The 13810-nt window shown below is 73.9% G+C and carries 16 protein-coding genes and 1 pseudogene; 9 read left to right on the forward strand and 8 right to left on the reverse strand.

Annotated elements, in window-relative coordinates:
* Nucleotides 1-28 precede the first annotated feature (28 nt).
* Nucleotides 29-1321 carry an MFS transporter gene (locus tag CNQ36_RS05240; protein ID WP_121545130.1) on the forward strand — a complete coding sequence of 431 codons (1293 nt, stop codon included), beginning with the start codon at nt 29-31 and terminating at the stop codon, nt 1319-1321.
* 28 nt (nt 1322-1349) lie between these two features.
* Here the strand turns inward: CNQ36_RS05240 and CNQ36_RS05245 are convergent, their stop codons facing one another.
* From CNQ36_RS05245 to CNQ36_RS05255, 3 genes are all read right to left on the reverse strand, one after another.
* On the reverse strand, nt 1350-2195 hold the full coding sequence (locus tag CNQ36_RS05245; RefSeq protein ID WP_121545131.1) for a spermidine synthase: 846 nt from the start codon (nt 2193-2195) through the stop codon (nt 1350-1352).
* Between the two features lie 4 nt (nt 2196-2199).
* Nucleotides 2200-3384, reverse strand: a complete 1185-nt coding sequence (gene tuf / locus CNQ36_RS05250) for an elongation factor Tu (RefSeq protein WP_121545132.1) — start codon at nt 3382-3384, stop codon at nt 2200-2202.
* Nucleotides 3385-3686: 302 nt separating this feature from the next.
* Nucleotides 3687-4421, reverse strand: coding sequence for a DNA alkylation repair protein (locus CNQ36_RS05255; protein WP_121545133.1), 735 nt, complete (start codon nt 4419-4421; stop codon nt 3687-3689).
* Nucleotides 4422-4470: 49 nt separating this feature from the next.
* Here CNQ36_RS05255 and CNQ36_RS05260 point away from each other — a divergent pair, with 49 nt between their 5' ends.
* The 4 genes and pseudogenes from CNQ36_RS05260 (at nt 4471) to CNQ36_RS05275 (ending at nt 6735) form a co-directional block, all read left to right on the forward strand.
* Nucleotides 4471-5238 carry a TVP38/TMEM64 family protein gene (locus CNQ36_RS05260; RefSeq protein ID WP_121545134.1) on the forward strand — a complete coding sequence of 256 codons (768 nt, stop codon included), beginning with the start codon at nt 4471-4473 and terminating at the stop codon, nt 5236-5238.
* Nucleotides 5239-5308: 70 nt separating this feature from the next.
* Nucleotides 5309-5395 (forward strand): annotated as a pseudogene (locus tag CNQ36_RS35185) (winged helix-turn-helix transcriptional regulator); the annotation flags it as partial.
* Nucleotides 5396-5560: 165 nt separating this feature from the next.
* A complete protein-coding gene (locus tag CNQ36_RS05270) occupies nt 5561-6436 on the forward strand; it encodes an undecaprenyl-diphosphate phosphatase (protein ID WP_121545135.1) in 876 nt (291 codons plus the stop codon).
* Between the two features lie 119 nt (nt 6437-6555).
* Nucleotides 6556-6735, forward strand: coding sequence for a hypothetical protein (locus tag CNQ36_RS05275; RefSeq protein ID WP_004934364.1), 180 nt, complete (start codon nt 6556-6558; stop codon nt 6733-6735).
* A 30-nt stretch (nt 6736-6765) separates the two neighbouring features.
* On the opposite strand, the gene CNQ36_RS05280 is transcribed toward CNQ36_RS05275, so the two are convergent.
* Both CNQ36_RS05280 and CNQ36_RS05285 read right to left on the reverse strand, forming a co-directional pair.
* Nucleotides 6766-7506: an SDR family NAD(P)-dependent oxidoreductase gene (locus CNQ36_RS05280; RefSeq protein ID WP_121545136.1), complete on the reverse strand. Its 741-nt coding sequence runs from the start codon at nt 7504-7506 to the stop codon at nt 6766-6768.
* 237 nt (nt 7507-7743) lie between these two features.
* Complete coding sequence (locus CNQ36_RS05285) at nt 7744-8028, reverse strand: hypothetical protein (RefSeq protein WP_121545137.1); 285 nt, start codon at nt 8026-8028, stop codon at nt 7744-7746.
* Between the two features lie 216 nt (nt 8029-8244).
* Here CNQ36_RS05285 and CNQ36_RS05290 point away from each other — a divergent pair, with 216 nt between their 5' ends.
* Complete coding sequence (locus CNQ36_RS05290; protein ID WP_121545138.1) at nt 8245-8730, forward strand: nuclear transport factor 2 family protein; 486 nt, start codon at nt 8245-8247, stop codon at nt 8728-8730.
* Between the two features lie 54 nt (nt 8731-8784).
* A complete protein-coding gene (lnt, locus tag CNQ36_RS05295; protein WP_121545139.1) occupies nt 8785-10350 on the forward strand; it encodes an apolipoprotein N-acyltransferase in 1566 nt (521 codons plus the stop codon).
* Here lnt and CNQ36_RS05300 read toward each other — a convergent pair.
* A complete protein-coding gene (locus CNQ36_RS05300) occupies nt 10274-11179 on the reverse strand; it encodes a Gfo/Idh/MocA family protein (protein ID WP_121545140.1) in 906 nt (301 codons plus the stop codon). The two genes, lnt and CNQ36_RS05300, sit on opposite strands and share 77 nt — an antisense overlap.
* A 132-nt stretch (nt 11180-11311) precedes the next feature.
* On the opposite strand from CNQ36_RS05300, the gene CNQ36_RS05305 reads away from it, so the two are divergent.
* The gene (locus CNQ36_RS05305) at nt 11312-11821 is read left to right on the forward strand and encodes a DinB family protein (protein WP_121545141.1); all 510 of its coding nucleotides are present in this window, start codon (nt 11312-11314) and stop codon (nt 11819-11821) included.
* Nucleotides 11822-11966: 145 nt separating this feature from the next.
* Nucleotides 11967-12428: a hypothetical protein gene (locus CNQ36_RS05310; protein WP_163013205.1), complete on the forward strand. Its 462-nt coding sequence runs from the start codon at nt 11967-11969 to the stop codon at nt 12426-12428.
* Between the two features lie 28 nt (nt 12429-12456).
* Here the strand turns inward: CNQ36_RS05310 and CNQ36_RS05315 are convergent, their stop codons facing one another.
* Together CNQ36_RS05315 and ung are read right to left on the reverse strand one after the other, a co-directional pair.
* Complete coding sequence (locus CNQ36_RS05315; protein ID WP_121545143.1) at nt 12457-12993, reverse strand: hypothetical protein; 537 nt, start codon at nt 12991-12993, stop codon at nt 12457-12459.
* A 118-nt stretch (nt 12994-13111) separates the two neighbouring features.
* Nucleotides 13112-13795: a uracil-DNA glycosylase gene (ung, locus tag CNQ36_RS05320; RefSeq protein WP_121545144.1), complete on the reverse strand. Its 684-nt coding sequence runs from the start codon at nt 13793-13795 to the stop codon at nt 13112-13114.
* Between the last annotated feature and the right edge of the window lie 15 nt (nt 13796-13810).

Here is a 13810-nt window from a genome sequence, read left to right on the forward strand (position 1 = left end):
CCGGCCCCGTCCCGGCGATAGTCACGGGGTGCCGACCACCCTCCTGCGCCGCCGCCCCGCCTTCGCGGGCCGCAACTACTCGCTGCTGACCGCCGCCGCCGTGGTGACCAACCTGGGCAGCCACGGCGCCCTGATCGCCGCCGCGTTCGCCGTACTGGAGACGGGCGGTGACGGCGGCGACGTGGGTCTCGTGGCCGCCGCCCGCACCCTGCCGCTGGTGCTGTTCCTGCTGATCGGCGGCGCCGTCGCGGACCGGCTGCCGCGGCACCGGGTGATGGTCGCGGCCAACGCCCTGAACTGCGTCTCGCAGGCCGCGTTCGCCGCGCTGGTCCTGGCGGGCGAGGCCCGGCTGTGGCAGATGATGCTGCTCAGCGCGCTCGGCGGCACCGGCCAGGCGTTCTTCAACCCGGCCGCCGAGGGCATGCTGCTGTCCTCGGTGAAGGGCGAACAGGCGAGCCGGGCGTTCGCGGTGTTCCGGATGGCGATGCACGGGGCGACCCTCGGCGGAGCGGCGCTCGGCGGTGCCATGGTCGCCGCGATCGGCCCCGGCTGGGTGCTGGCGGTGGACGCGCTGGCCTTCGCGGTCGCCGCGGCGCTGCGCGCCTTCCTCGACGTCAAGCACATACCGCCGCGCGCACCCGGCGGCGGCATGCTGGCCGATCTCCGTGAGGGCTGGCGGGAGTTCATCGGCCGGCCCTGGCTGTGGGGCATCGTCGTCCAGTTCTCCATCGCCAACGCGGTCGTCGGCGCGGCCGACGCGGTCTACGGGCCGCTCGTCGCCCGGGACCACCTGGGCGGCGCCGCTCCCTGGGGTGTGGCGCTGGCGTTCTTCGGCGGGGGCACGGTCGTCGGCGCGCTGCTGATGACCCGCTGGCAGCCGCGCCGTCTGCTGTTCGTCGGCACCCTGTGCGTGTTCCCGCTGGCGCTGCCGTCGGCCGCGCTCGCGGTGCCGGTGCCGGTCGTCGTGCTGTGCGCGGTGATGTTCGTGACCGGCGTGTCCCTGGAGGTGTTCGGCGTCTCCTGGATGATCGCGCTGCACCAGGAGATACCGGAGGAGAAGCTGTCCCGGGTCTCGGCTTACGACTGGTTCGGCTCGGTCGCGCTGGTGCCCGCGGCGATGGCTCTGGCGGGCCCGGCGGAGACCGCGTTCGGGCGCCCGGAGGCCCTGTGGGGCTGTGCGGTGCTGGTCGTGGTCGTCACGGCGGCGGTCCTGTGCGTCCCGGACGTCCGCAATCTGCGCCGCCGGTCCCGCCCCCTCACCGGCGCGGCCCCGGACGGCGCGTCGGCCGGCGCCGGGAACCGCGTGGCGGAACTCGGCTGACGGCGCCGCGCACCGGCCCCGGCCCGGATCAGCCGATGCCGAACGCCCCCTCCGGGGGCTCCGGGGACGGCACCGCGTCCTCGTCGCGCACCGGGCGCGCACCGCGTGCGAAGTCCCGCAGGGCCGCGCCGTGCTCGACCCTCGCGGGGAAGGCGTCGGCGGCGGTGGCACGGGACAGGGCGGCGATGTCCAGGGGACGGTGAGCGGCGGCCAGTACCGCGTTGCCGAACCGGCGGCCGCGCAGCACCCCCGGCTCCGCGATCAGCGCCAACTCCTCGAACTGCGTCATCAGGGTGGCGAGTTGGGAGCGGAGGAAGGCGAAGGGGGCCGCGTCCGCGAGGTTCGCGAGATACACCCCGCCGGGCCGCAGCACCCGCGCGGCCTCCCGGACGTAGGCGACGGAGGTCAGGTGCGCGGGGACCCGTGAGCCGCCGAAGACGTCGGCGACCAGGACGTCCGCGCTGTCGTCGGGGGCGGCCTCCAGCCAGGCCCGGGCGTCGGCCGTGTGCGACGTGACACCGGCGCCCGCGGGGAGCGGCAGGTGTTCGGCGACCAGGTCCAGCAGTCCCCCGTCGCGTTCCACGACGTCCTGCCGGGAGCCGGGGCGGGTGGCGGCCAGGTAGCGGGGCAGGGTGAGCGCGCCGCCGCCCAGGTGCAGGGCGTCCACGGGGCGCCCCGGCGGGGCCACGGTGTCGAGGACATGGCCGAGCCGTCGCACGTACTCGAACTCCAGATGGGCCGGCTCGTCGAGGTCGACGTAGGACTGGGGCGCGCCGTCGACGGTGAGCAGCCAGGCCCGCTCCCGGTCGACGTCGGGCATCAGCTTGGCGGTGCCGTGATCGACCTCGCGGGTCACGGGGACTGGCTCGTTCACCGTCTCATTGTGCCGTCGTCCGCGCGGCCGTCACCGTGCCGGCGCCGACCGTGCGTCCGCCCTCGCGGACGGCGAACCCGAGTCCGGACTCCAGGGGCACGTCCCGTCCCAGCTCGACGGTCATGGTGACCGTGTCCCCGGGACGGGCCACCGCCGTCCCGCCGAGGTCGACGGCGCCCACCACGTCCGCCGTGCGGATGTAGAACTGCGGCCGGTAGCCGGTCGACACCGGTGTCGCACGGCCGCCCTCGCGGGCCGACAGCACGTACACCCGGGCGGTGAAGCGCCGGCTCGGCACCACGCTGCCCGGAGCGGCGACCACGTGCCCGCGCCGCACCGCGTCCCGCGGCACCCCGCGCAGCAGCAGCGCCACGTTGTCCCCGGCCTGGGCCTCCTCCATGGGCTTGCCGAAGGTCTCCAGGCCGGTCACCACGGTCTCGACTCCCGCGCCGAGCACCTCGACCCGGTCTCCGGTCCGGACGGTTCCGCGCTCCACCGCGCCGGTCACCACGGTGCCCCGGCCGGTGATGGTCAGCACGTTCTCCACCGGCAGCAGGAACGGCGCGTCCAGATAGCGCTCGGGCATGGGCACATAGGTGTCCACCGCGTCGAGCAGCGCGTCGATCGACGCCGTCCAGCGCGGGTCGCCCTCCAGCGCCCTCAGCCCGGAGACCCGGACGACGGGCGCGGACTCGCCGCCGTAGCCGTGCGCGGAGAGCAGTTCGCGGACCTCCAGCTCGACCAGGTCGGTCAGCTCGCCGTCGTCGACGGCGTCCGCCTTGTTGAGCGCGACCACGATGTGGTCGACGCCCACCTGCCGGGCGAGCAGCACGTGTTCGGCGGTCTGCGGCATGATCCCGTCGAGCGCCGACACGACGAGGATCGCCCCGTCGAGCTGCGCGGCGCCGGTGACCATGTTCTTGACGTAGTCGGCGTGGCCGGGCATGTCGACGTGCGCGTAGTGCCGGGTGTCGGTCTCGTACTCGACGTGCGCGATGTTGATGGTGATGCCGCGCGCGGCCTCCTCCGGCGCCCGGTCGATGCGGTCGAACGGGACGAAACTGCCGGCGCCGCGCGCGGCGAGGACCTTGGTGATGGCGGCGGTCAGGGTGGTCTTGCCGTGGTCGACGTGGCCCATCGTGCCGATGTTCAGATGCGGTTTGGTGCGGACGTACGCCGTCTTGGACATGGCGGTACCTCGAAGTCTCTCGATGGTGACGCGTGGTGGCCCCGGGCGCGGCGGATGGGCGCGCGGCCGGAACGGGGACCCCTGGAACCCGGCCGACCCTCCCCCTGGGGGGTCCGCCGGACGATCCGGGGAGGGTCAGCTTCGGGCGCCGTCGACTGCGGCGGGGAGAGCGGGAACGGCAGCCTTCGGGGCATCCGCGACCGCGGATGCTGCGAGGGGGAAGGCGTACCGGAACATGACGTCGATCCTTGCCGACGGCGCGCCCCGCGTCGAATGGTTTTCCCGCGGGCCGGGACCGGCCGTCAGGCCCCGATGTTCTTCAGCGCCTCCCGCACCGACAGCGGCGCGAACCGGCCCTGGTGGCGGGAGAGGAAGGTCCGTACGGCGTCCGGGTCGGTCTTGGCGTACTCGCGCAGGCACCAGCCGATGGCCTTGCGGACGAAGAAGTCCTGGTGCCCGGACTGCCGCAGGCAGTAGTCGAAGAGGCGTCCGGTGTCGGTGCGTTCGCGGTACCGCAGTTGGTGCAGCAGGGCGGCGCGGGCGAGCCACATGTCGTCGTCGCCGATCCACTCGTCCAGCTCGGCGGTGAGGCCCCGGTCGGCCGCGACGAGTGCCCCGACGACGTGCGCGGCGAGCAGGTCGACGGTGTCCCACCAGGGGACCGTGGTGACGAGGTGACGGACGACGGGCAGCAGGCCCGAGGAGCAGTGCCGCACGTGGCGGCGCAGATAGTCCACGGCGAAGTACTGGTACTCGCGCTCGGGCAGCTCCCAGCAGCGCAGCGCGACGGCCGCGCAGTCGGCCTCGCCGGGGTGCGGCAGTCCCGCCACCACGGTGCGCGACAGGGCGCGGCGGACCGGGGTGGTCAGGCCGAGGAAGGGGGCGACGTCCTTCATGTACGCGCGCATGGCCACGGCCCGCTCCGGGTCCGCGGCGGACCCGTACGCGGCGGTGAGCCGCTCCAGCACGGTGCCGGCGAGCGGGCTCTCCGGCACCGGCGGTACGGCGGCCGCCGACCGGCCTTCTGTGACGCGCATGAGACGAACACTACGGCGATCACACACATATGTCGGTTAGTGTCACCGGATGCTCGATGCCACCACCCGCTCTGGGGGCACCGCCACGGCCACTCCCCGGGCCACCGCCACGGACCTCGCCGCGCCGCTCCCCCCGGCCCCGGGCTTCGCCTCCCGCTGCGCGAGAGTGCTGCTGTCGCCCTGGTCACGGCTGTCCCTGCTCGTCCTGCTGCTCGGCACCGCCGCGTCGCTGATGCTCGCGCTCGAACCCCAGCGGCTGCTGACCGACGGCTGGCCCGCCCAGCTCGGCGGCGCCGCGGCGGTCGTGGCGTACGCGGTCGCCTACGGTGTGTGCACCGTGGCGTTCGTGCCGCGCCCGCTGCTGAACCTCGCCGCGGGCGCGCTGTTCGGCTCGCAGCTCGGCCTGGGCGCCGCACTGGGCGGCACGGTGCTGGGTGCGGGACTGGCCTTCTGCCTCGGGCGGGCGCTCGGCCAGGAGGCGCTGCGTCCGCTGCTGCGCGGACGCTGGCTGAAGGCCGCGGACGACCAGCTGAGCCGGCACGGCTTCCGCTCGATGCTCGCCGCCCGGCTGTTCCCGGGCATCCCGTTCGCCGCCTCGAACTACTGCGCGGCCGTCTCCCGCATGGGGCTGCTGCCGTTCCTGCTGGCGACGGCGCTCGGCTCGATCCCGAACACCGCCGCCTACGTCGTGGCCGGCGCCCGTGCCTCCACGCCGACGTCGCCGGCCTTCCTGATCGCGCTGGCCTGCATCGCCGTGCCGGGCCTCGCGGGCGCGGTGGTGGCGTGGCGCAAGCGGCACCAGCTGCGCGCCCGGTGAGCCGGCCGGATCCGCGTCAGACGCGTTCGAGGGCCATGGCGTTGGCGAGTCCGCCCGCCTCGCACACGGCGCGTGCGGCGCGGAGGCACGCCACGAGGACCTCACCCCGCACCCGCAGGCGCCCGGGTGGACGGTGAGCGGCCCGACGGCCGCCTGAGCCGTCACGTGCCGCCCGGTGCGCGGGCCGTGAAGCCCCCGTGCAGGGGCCGTCATCTTGGGGCGCTACGCTTCCCCGCGGCACACCTGATCATCGAGCACCGCGCACGGCGGTGGGGTGCGCCAGTCGCCCGTTCCACGATCGGCACTTGGACTTCGCTACCTCATGTCTTGGTTCGAATCACTCATCCTCGGACTCGTCCAGGGGCTGACCGAGTTCCTGCCCGTCTCCTCCAGCGCGCACCTGCGCCTGACCGCGGCCTTCTCCGGCTGGGAGGATCCGGGCGCGGCCTTCACCGCGATCACCCAGATCGGCACGGAAGCCGCGGTCCTCATCTACTTCCGCAAGGACATCGGGCGGATCCTGTCGGCCTGGACCCGCTCCCTGACGGACAAGTCGATGCGCAGCGACCCCGACGCGCGCATGGGCTGGCTCGTCATCGTGGGCTCGATCCCCATCGGCGTGCTCGGCGTGACGCTCAAGGACCAGATCGAGGGCCCCTTCCGTGATCTGCGGCTCACCGCGGTGATGCTGATCGGCATGGGCATCGTGCTGGGCGTCGCCGACCGTCTCGCGGCACGGGCCGAGAGCGGCGGCCGGCACCGCGTCGCCAAGCAGCGCAAGGAACTCGGGGACCTGACCGTCAAGGACGGCCTGATCTACGGCCTCTGCCAGGCCATGGCCCTCATCCCGGGCGTCTCCCGCTCCGGCGCCACCATCAGCGGCGGTCTCTTCATGGGCTACCGGCGCGAGGCCGCGGCCCGCTACTCCTTCCTGCTCGCCATCCCCGCGGTGCTGGCCTCCGGGATGTTCGAGTTGAAGGACGCCGCGGACGGCGGGCACGTCACCTGGGGTCCGACGATCTTCGCCACGGTGATCGCCTTCGTCACCGGCTACGCGGTCATCGCGTGGTTCATGAAGTTCATCTCGACCAAGAGCTTCATGCCCTTCGTCTGGTACCGCGTCGCGCTCGGCATCGTCATCCTCGCCCTGGTCGCCACGGGCGCCCTCAGCCCGCACGCGGCGGAGTCGGCGGGCTGACCTCCCGGCCCGGGCGAGGGCTTACCGGCGGGACGTGACCCGGGCACGTGACCGAGCACATACGGCGTCGGTAGCCGTCCGGTAGCGCAGGGTCAGTTCCTGGCCCTAGGCTTGTCCGCATGTCCCCCGATTTAGTGACCCCTGGTTCCGTGCGGTCCGCCGCCGAGGTCAATGAGCAGATCCGCGCGCTCTGGCTGCGCGCGGGCGGCTCCCTGTCCGCCCAGGAGCGCGAGCAGTACGAGCTGCTGGTGGTCGAGTGGGCGTCCGCGATCCGCAGCCGGGTCGTCGAGGCGGCCTGACCACGTCCGCCCCGAAGGCCCGCCGGCGGCTCAGCGCCCGCCCGCCACTCTCAGTACCGCGCCCGTGGTGTACGAGGCGTCCGGCGACATCAGCCACGCCACGGCCGCGGCGATCTCCTCGGCCTGCCCCGCCCGTCGCAGCGGCACCGCCGCCGCGGCCTGCCGGGCACGGTCCGGAGCGCCCATGGCGGCGTGCATCTCCGTGTCGATCACACCGGGAGCGACCGCGTTGACACGGATGCCGTCCGGACCCAGCTCCTTGGCCAGGCCGAGGGTGAGGGTGTCGACGGCGGCCTTGGTCGCCGCGTAGTGCACGTACTCGCCGGGGCTGCCCAGGGTGGCGGCGCCCGAGGAGATGTTCACGATCACGCCCTCACCCCGGGGCGTCATGAGCTGCGCGGCCCGCCGCGAGCACAGCAGGGCCCCGATGAGGTTGACGTCGACGACCCTCCGCAGGGTGTCCGTGCCGACCTCGGTGAACCGTCCCAGCGGCCCCGTCACCGCCGCGTTGTTCACCAGTCCCGTCACCGGCCCCAGCTCCCGCTCGGCCGTCTCGAAGAGCCGCTCGACGTCCGCCTCGACGGACGTGTCCGCGCGCACGGTCACGGCCCTCGCCCCCGCGGCCCGCACCCCCCGCGCCACGTCCTCGGCGGCCGCGGAGTCCCGGACGTAGTTCACGGCCACGTCGTGTCCCTCCGCGGCGAGCCGCAGACAGGTCGCGGCGCCGATCCCCCGGCTGCCGCCGGTCACCACCGTGACAAGACGCTTCATGACTGCCTCCTGGCGAAGAGCGACGAGCGAAGATCCTCAGCCTCCCAGACGCCCGGGCGCCGGGTCGTCCAGGGGTGGGGCCTCACTCGCGGACGCCGCCGGAGGGGCCGTCGTCCGTGGCGCGCGTCCACAGCGAGAGGCCGCTGCTCGTCGCCACGGCGACGGTGCGTACGGAGGGCGAGAAACCGACTGCCCGCAGTTCGGAGACGATGTCCGACCGGGCACAAGGTCAGGCGGTCATCCGGAGGCCACGACCTCCCCGGCCAGGACCTCGGGGGGCCGGGGAAGCAGCGACGCCAGGTTGTCGCGCACGAAGTCCGCGGCCCTGGCGACGGATTCCTCCGCGCCGGCCCGGTCCTGGAAGACGCTGGTGGAGACCATCACTCCGTCCCCTGCGTCGATCCAGTAGTAGGCCACGAAGCCGGCGACCTGGCGCATGAGCGGCACGAACCCCTCGTTCACCAGACGTGCCGCCTCGGCTGCGTCGGTCACCCCTTCGTACCGCCGGACTGCTGCGTACATCCGAACTCCTCGAGACGTTCCGGGTTCCTCCTCGCGCAGACGTCGTACCCCGGCGACGGCGGTCCGGCTCGCCAAGGGCCGGGCAGTCACCTGAAGGGCCACGCCGGTGATCCGAACGGCGGCCGCCGGCCCGGACCCGGGGCCGTCCCGGGGGGCGCCGGGATTCACCGCGCACGACCCCTTGGCGGGGCACGTCCCATGGCCAACACTGAGCCGATGACGCAGCGTGTGGAGCTCGCGACCGTGAGGGACCGGCTGGCCGTGGACGGGCTCGTCACCGAGTACGCGGTGGCCGTCGACGACGGGGACTGGGAGGCGTACCGGGGACTGTTCACCCCGGACGGGCGGGCGGACTACCGCTCGGCCGGTGGCATCGAGGGGGACGCCCGGGCGGTGGCCGGATGGCTCGCGGAGAGTCTCGGGGACTTCCCCGTGCGGCAGCATCTGCTCGTCAACCGGCGCCTCCGCTTCGGGATCTGGGAGCAGGACGCCGGCGACACCGCCGAGGTGCAGGCCGACTACGTGAGTCCGCTGGCCCGCGCGGGGGCGGACGGCACGTCCGCGGTGCCGGAGTTCGTGTGCGGCGGCAGGTGCGTGTTCGCGATGCTGCGCACCGGTGACGGCTGGCGGCTGAGCGGGGTGGTGGTACGGGAGAAGTGGCGCCGGCTTCCCGACCGGCGCTCGGCTCATGTGATCAACTGACCGGGATCACCTCCAAGACGCACACTGGAGGCACCACGGGGTAGGGAGGCGCCTATGAAGACGCTCGTCCACTGGCTCGCCTCCCCGTGGCGGCGCTCGGCCCTCGCCGCGGTCGCGGGCGCCCTGCCCGTCCTGGCCTTCCCCGCCCCCTCGCTGTGGTGGTTCGCCTACGTCGCCCTCGTGCCCTGGCTGCTGCTGGCGCGGACCGCCCCGACGGGGAGGCGGGCTGCCGTCGACGGCTGGTGGGGCGGGTTCGGCTTCATGCTGGCCATGCACCACTGGCTGCTGCCGAACCTGCATGTGTTCACCTTCGTCATCGCCGCCCTGCTGGGCGCGCTGTGGGCGCCGTGGGGGTGGCTGGTGCGGCGGCTGCTCGGCGGGGTGCCGTCACGCGGCCGGGTGCTGGCCGCCCTGGCCGTGCTCCCGTCGGGCTGGCTGGCGGCCGAACTGGTCCGCTCGTGGCAGGGGCTCGGCGGCCCCTGGGGCGTGCTCGGGGCGAGCCAGTGGCAGGTGGCGGCCGCGCTGCGACTGGCGTCGGTCGGCGGTGTCTGGCTGCTGAGCTTCCTGGTGGTGGCCCTGAACGTCGCGGTGGCGGTGCTGGTGGCGGTCCGGCGGGCCCGGGTGCCGGCCGTGGCCGGGCTCGTCGCCGTGGCCGCCGTCACCTCCGCCGCCTGGGTGTTCGCGCCCCGGCCGGACACCGGCGGCCGGGCCCGGATCGCGCTGGTGCAGCCGGGGATCGTCGCCGGAGCGGACAGCGCCGACCGCCGCTTCGACCGCGAGGAACAGCTCACGCGCGAGCTGGCCGGCCAGGACGTCGGCCTGATCGTCTGGGGCGAGAGCAGCGTCGGCTTCGACCTCGGGGACCGGCCCGACCTGGCGCGGCGGCTCGCCGCGCTCTCCCGGGAGACGGGCGCCGAGATCCTGGTCAACGTGGACGCACGGCGCTCGGACAGGCCCGGCATCTACAAGAGCTCGGTGCTCGTCGGCCCGGACGGCCCGACCGGCGACCGGTACGACAAGATGCGGCTGGTCCCGTTCGGGGAGTATGTGCCGGCCCGGTCCCTGCTGGGCTGGGCGACGTCCGTCGGCAAGGCGGCCGGCGAGGACCGGCGTCGCGGCTCCGAGCAGGTGGTGATGGACGCGGGGAACGGACTGCGGATCGGCCCGATGGTGTGCTTCGAGTCCGCGTTCCCGGACATGAGCAGGCATCTCGCCGAGGACGGCGCGGACGTGCTGCTCGCGCAGTCCTCCACTTCGACGTTCCAGCACAGCTGGGCGCCCGGGCAGCACGCCTCGCTCGCCGCGCTGCGGGCCGCCGAGACCGGCCGCCCGATGGTGCACGCGACCCTGACGGGTGTCTCCGCCGTGTACGGGCCGGGCGGGGAACCCGTCGGCCCGCGGCTCGGCACCGACGCCAGTGCCGCGCGGACGTACGAGGTGCCGCTGGCGCACGGCACCACGCTCTACGTCCGTCTCGGCGACTGGTCGCTGTACGGGGCCCTCGTGATCCTCGCCGCCTGGGGTATCGCCGAGGCCGTGAACGTCAGGCGGAACGCTCGTGGACGGCTCGTACCACCCGCTCGCACAGCTCATGGGTCGCCAGCGCGTCCCGGGCACTGAGCACCGTGCCCGCGCGGACCGCGTCCAGGAAGGAGAGCACCGCCTGCTCGATGCCGCGCTGCCGCGGCACCGGCACCCAGTCCCCGCGCCGGCGCACGGTCGGCTGGCCCTTGTGGTCGATCACCTCGGCGAGGTTGACCACCTGCCGCTTGCTGTCCTGTCCGGAGACCTCCAGGATCTCCTCGGCCGAACCGCTGAGCCGGTTCATCACGCCGAGGGCGGTGAAGCCGTCGCCGGAGAGCTGGAGCACCACGTGGTGCAGCAGCCCGCCCTCGGTGCGGGCGCGCACGGTCACGTCGTCGATCCGGCCCGGCACCAGGAAGCGCAGGGTGTCGACGACGTGGATGAAGTCGTCGAGGATCATCCTGCGCGGTTCCTCCGGCAGCCCGACGCGGTTCTTCTGCATCAGGATCAGCTCGCGCGGGTGGTCGGCGCACTGGGCATAGCCGGGTGCGAAGCGCCGGTTGAAGCCGACGGCGAGACCGGTGCCGCGCTCCTCCGCGAGCGCCACCAGCCGCTCGGCGTCGGCGAGTTCGTAGGCGAGCGGCTTGTCGACATAGACCGGTACGCCCGCTTCGAGGAGCCGGGTCACGATCTCCGGGTGGGCCTCGGTCGGCGCGTGCACGAACGCCGCGTCGAGGTCCTGGCCGAGCAGGGCGCCGAGGTCCGCGTGGCGCTGCCCGGGCGGGAGGTGGAGGCCGTCGGCGACCCGGTCGAGCGTCGCGGGGGTGCGGGTCTGCAGGTGCAGCTCCACCCCGGGCTGGTGGGCGAGCACGGGAAGGTAGGCCTTCTGCGCGATGTCACCGAGTCCGATGCAGCCGACCTTCACGGGGTGTTCTCCTCTAGCCATCGCCTGCCGTGGTCCGGTGCGAGCATACGGCGTCCCCGTTCCCTCCCCCCGGGCGGACGCCCGCCCCGGAAGCCTGGTGGGCGGGGGCGGGTCCGGGCGAGGATGAGCAGCATGACGACCGAGCGCGACGAACCCGCCGTCAACGCCGACGAGCGCACCATGCTGGAGGGGTGGCTCGACTACCACCGCCGCACCCTCGCCTGGAAGTGCGAGGGGCTGACCGACGAGCAACTGCGCACGGCGTCGGTGCCGCCCTCGAAGCTGTCCCTGATGGGTCTGGTGCGGCACATGGCCGAGGTGGAGCGGATCTGGTTCCGCCGGGTGCTCGCGGACGAGGACGCCGGCCCCCTCTACTTCAGCGAGGCCGACCCGGACGGCGAGTTCCACCTGACCGGGGCGGACACCTGGCAGGACGCGTACGGCGCCTGGCAGACCGAGATCGGTCTCGCCCGGCGCAACGTGGCCGGCCTCGCCCTGGACGACCTGTCCCGCGGCCGGAGGCACGGCGGCGACCGCTTCAGCCTGCGCTGGATCTACACCCACATGATCGAGGAGTACGCGCGCCACAACGGTCACGCCGATCTGCTGCGCGAGTGCGTGGACGGCTCCACCGGCGACTGACGTCACCCGTGGCGGGTGCGGAGCCTCCGTACGGGGCGCGGGATCACCCGTGCGGGGCATGCTGCGCCTGTCCGCCCCCTGCCGGGCGGCCGGAGCCAGCAGAGTGGCACGGGTGCACCGAAATTCGACCACAGCAGCGCTTCTGGTGACCCTGGCGGTCTCGGCCCTCTCGGGCTGTGTGACGGTCCAGCGGCCCCTGGCCCCCGGACCGGCGACGGCCCCGGCCCAGCGGCCCGAGCCACGTACCGTCGGGCGCGACGAGACGCAGGTCGTGCAGGCGCCGGCGCGCGAGGCCCTGGAGATGGTCGGCCCGGACCGGCCGCCGAGGACATCCGCGTCGCCGTCGCACCGCGCCGCTCCCACGTCAGCCCCGACGGCGCGGGACACCCCGTCCGCCGACAGGAAGGGGCAGGCACCGCCGGCGCGTCCCGGTACGGGCGGCAACGGTCAGGAGGGGCGTCCCCCGGCCGGCCTTCCCGGCGCCGCCGCGTCGATGCCGGGCAGCCCGTCGGGCGGGCCGGACCTCTGCGCGCTGGGCAGGCAGTACGGCGGCTGGCGGCCGGGCAGCCAGGAGGCGGTCATCTGCGAGGAGACGTACGGCCGTTGACCCCGCGGGGTGGTGCGGCGTCCAGGCCCTAAGGGTGCTGTCCCGGCCGTCCCCGGCCATCGGGCGACCCGTCCTCGCCCAGCAGGGTCTCCAGCCGGCGGACGGCCTCCCGCACGCCCTCGCCGTAGCGGTCGCCGGACAGTGCGCGGGCCGCGCTGCGGGCCCGCTGGAGATGGGTGCGGGCGGCGTCGGGGCGGCCGAGCCTGGCGTAGCCGGCGGCGAGGCGCAGATGCAGCGACGGGTAGAGGGCACGCACGGCGGGGCTTACCTCGCCGCCGTCGGGGCGGTCGCCCGTGACCTCCTCGGCCGCCGTCAGCGCCCGCAGGTCCCAGGCCAGCGCGTCCCCGGGATCGTCATGGGTGCCGGCCAGATAGTGGGCCAGGGTGCAGCGGTGCAGCGGGTCGCCGTGCTCGCCGACCTCCGTCCACAGCAGGAGGAACCGGCGCCGGGCCTCCTCGCGGTCCCCCGCGTGGCGCAGCATGGCGACCTGCCCGATCCTCGTCGGCACCCCGTCCGGCGCCGTCCCTTCCCGCCGCTCCGCCACCACGTCCTCCGCCCCGCTCACCGGCTGTCGTGCCCGACGCTAACCGCAGACGGGGGCGATACCGGACAAGCCGCTCCGTGGAGTCCGGGCGGGCCGGGTGCGGGGCCCTGAGGGGCGGTGCGCACCCGGCGGGGCGATGTCAGCCCAGGTCCGGAACGGTCCAGTCGATCGGCTCGTGGCCCTGCGCGGCCACCGCCTCGTTGATCTGGGTGAACGGACGGGAGCCGAAGAACTTCTTCGCCGACAGCGGGGAGGGGTGGGCCCCCTTCACCACCACGTGGCGGGTCTCGTCGATCAGCGGCAGCTTCTTCTGCGCGTAGTTGCCCCACAGGACGAAGACCGCCGGGTCGGGGCGGTTCGCCACCGCGCGGATCACGGCGTCGGTGAACCGCTCCCAGCCCCGGCCCTTGTGCGAGTTGGCCTCGCCGGCCCGCACCGTGAGCACCGCGTTGAGCAGCAGCACGCCCTGCTCGGCCCACGGCATCAGATAGCCGTTGTCCGGGACCGGCGTGCCCAGCTCGGCGTGCATCTCCTTGTAGATGTTCCGCAGGGACGGCGGGATCCGCACACCCGGCCGGACGGAGAAGCACAGGCCGTGGCCCTGACCCTCGCCGTGGTAGGGGTCCTGGCCGAGGACCAGGACCTTCACCTTGTCGAACGGCGTGGCGTCCAGCGCCGCGAAGACCTCCTCGCGGGGCGGGTAGACGGGACCGTTCGCCCGCTCCTCCTCGACGAACTCGGTCAGCTCCTTGAAGTAGGGCTGCTGCAGCTCGTCACCCAGAACCCCGCGCCAGGACTCGGGCAGCATGGCGATGTCGGTCACGTCAATGTCCTCACG

Source organism: Streptomyces fungicidicus, assembly GCF_003665435.1.
Taxonomy (GTDB): Bacteria; Actinomycetota; Actinomycetes; order Streptomycetales; family Streptomycetaceae; genus Streptomyces; species Streptomyces fungicidicus.

Excerpts from the sequence above, each read along its gene's own strand:
- CNQ36_RS05305 (WP_121545141.1), top strand. The coding sequence starts at position 11,312 with ATGACGACCGAGCGCGACGAACCCGCCGTCAACGCCGACGAGCGCACC.
- CNQ36_RS05280 (WP_121545136.1), bottom strand. The coding sequence starts at position 7,506 with ATGAAGCGTCTTGTCACGGTGGTGACCGGCGGCAGCCGGGGGATCGGC.
- lnt (WP_121545139.1), top strand. The coding sequence starts at position 8,785 with ATGAAGACGCTCGTCCACTGGCTCGCCTCCCCGTGGCGGCGCTCGGCC.
- CNQ36_RS05270 (WP_121545135.1), top strand. The coding sequence starts at position 5,561 with ATGTCTTGGTTCGAATCACTCATCCTCGGACTCGTCCAGGGGCTGACC.
- tuf (WP_121545132.1), bottom strand. The coding sequence starts at position 3,384 with ATGTCCAAGACGGCGTACGTCCGCACCAAACCGCATCTGAACATCGGC.
- CNQ36_RS05275 (WP_004934364.1), top strand. The coding sequence starts at position 6,556 with ATGTCCCCCGATTTAGTGACCCCTGGTTCCGTGCGGTCCGCCGCCGAG.
- CNQ36_RS05285 (WP_121545137.1), bottom strand. The coding sequence starts at position 8,028 with ATGTACGCAGCAGTCCGGCGGTACGAAGGGGTGACCGACGCAGCCGAG.
- CNQ36_RS05260 (WP_121545134.1), top strand. The coding sequence starts at position 4,471 with ATGCTCGATGCCACCACCCGCTCTGGGGGCACCGCCACGGCCACTCCC.
- CNQ36_RS05290 (WP_121545138.1), top strand. The coding sequence starts at position 8,245 with ATGACGCAGCGTGTGGAGCTCGCGACCGTGAGGGACCGGCTGGCCGTG.
- CNQ36_RS05255 (WP_121545133.1), bottom strand. The coding sequence starts at position 4,421 with ATGCGCGTCACAGAAGGCCGGTCGGCGGCCGCCGTACCGCCGGTGCCG.